The sequence below is a fragment of the Acetobacter sp. AAB5 genome, from assembly GCF_050106715.1.
In the GTDB taxonomy this organism is placed as follows: domain Bacteria; phylum Pseudomonadota; class Alphaproteobacteria; order Acetobacterales; family Acetobacteraceae; genus Acetobacter; species Acetobacter oryzifermentans.
In genome coordinates this window covers 1-331 of sequence record NZ_JBNIEW010000067.1, presented here as the reverse complement: position 1 = coordinate 331, position 331 = coordinate 1, and the positions used below count along the sequence as shown (strand labels likewise).

At 51.4% G+C, this 331-nt stretch carries 1 protein-coding gene; it reads right to left on the bottom strand.

The features are described 5' to 3' along the window. On the bottom strand, nt 1–331 hold a 331-nt coding region (locus ACP7IZ_RS13830; protein ID WP_426849740.1), incomplete at both ends, for a hypothetical protein.

The following is a 331-nucleotide window of genomic DNA, read 5'->3' as shown; positions in this document are numbered from 1 at the left end:
TACGCCGCCATCAATATACGCGGCATAAATACCTTGGGCATTCACAGTCATGGCAGACACCACGCCGTTGCTCTGCACGGTAATGCCAGCATCATTCAAGGTTACGCCAGATGCCAGACCACCACCATTCACCACCAGATGATCGTGATAGACCGTAACATCATCTGCAACGCCGCCTGAATCGACGATAACATCGTGAACTTCACCACCTGTTACAGCTTGCGCGCTGTTATCCGCCGCACCAGAAACATTTACCCCAGAAACATACCCGTTACCGCCAACAACAAGCGTGCCTTCCGAATCCCCACTAATCTTAATATCCGTCGCAGAA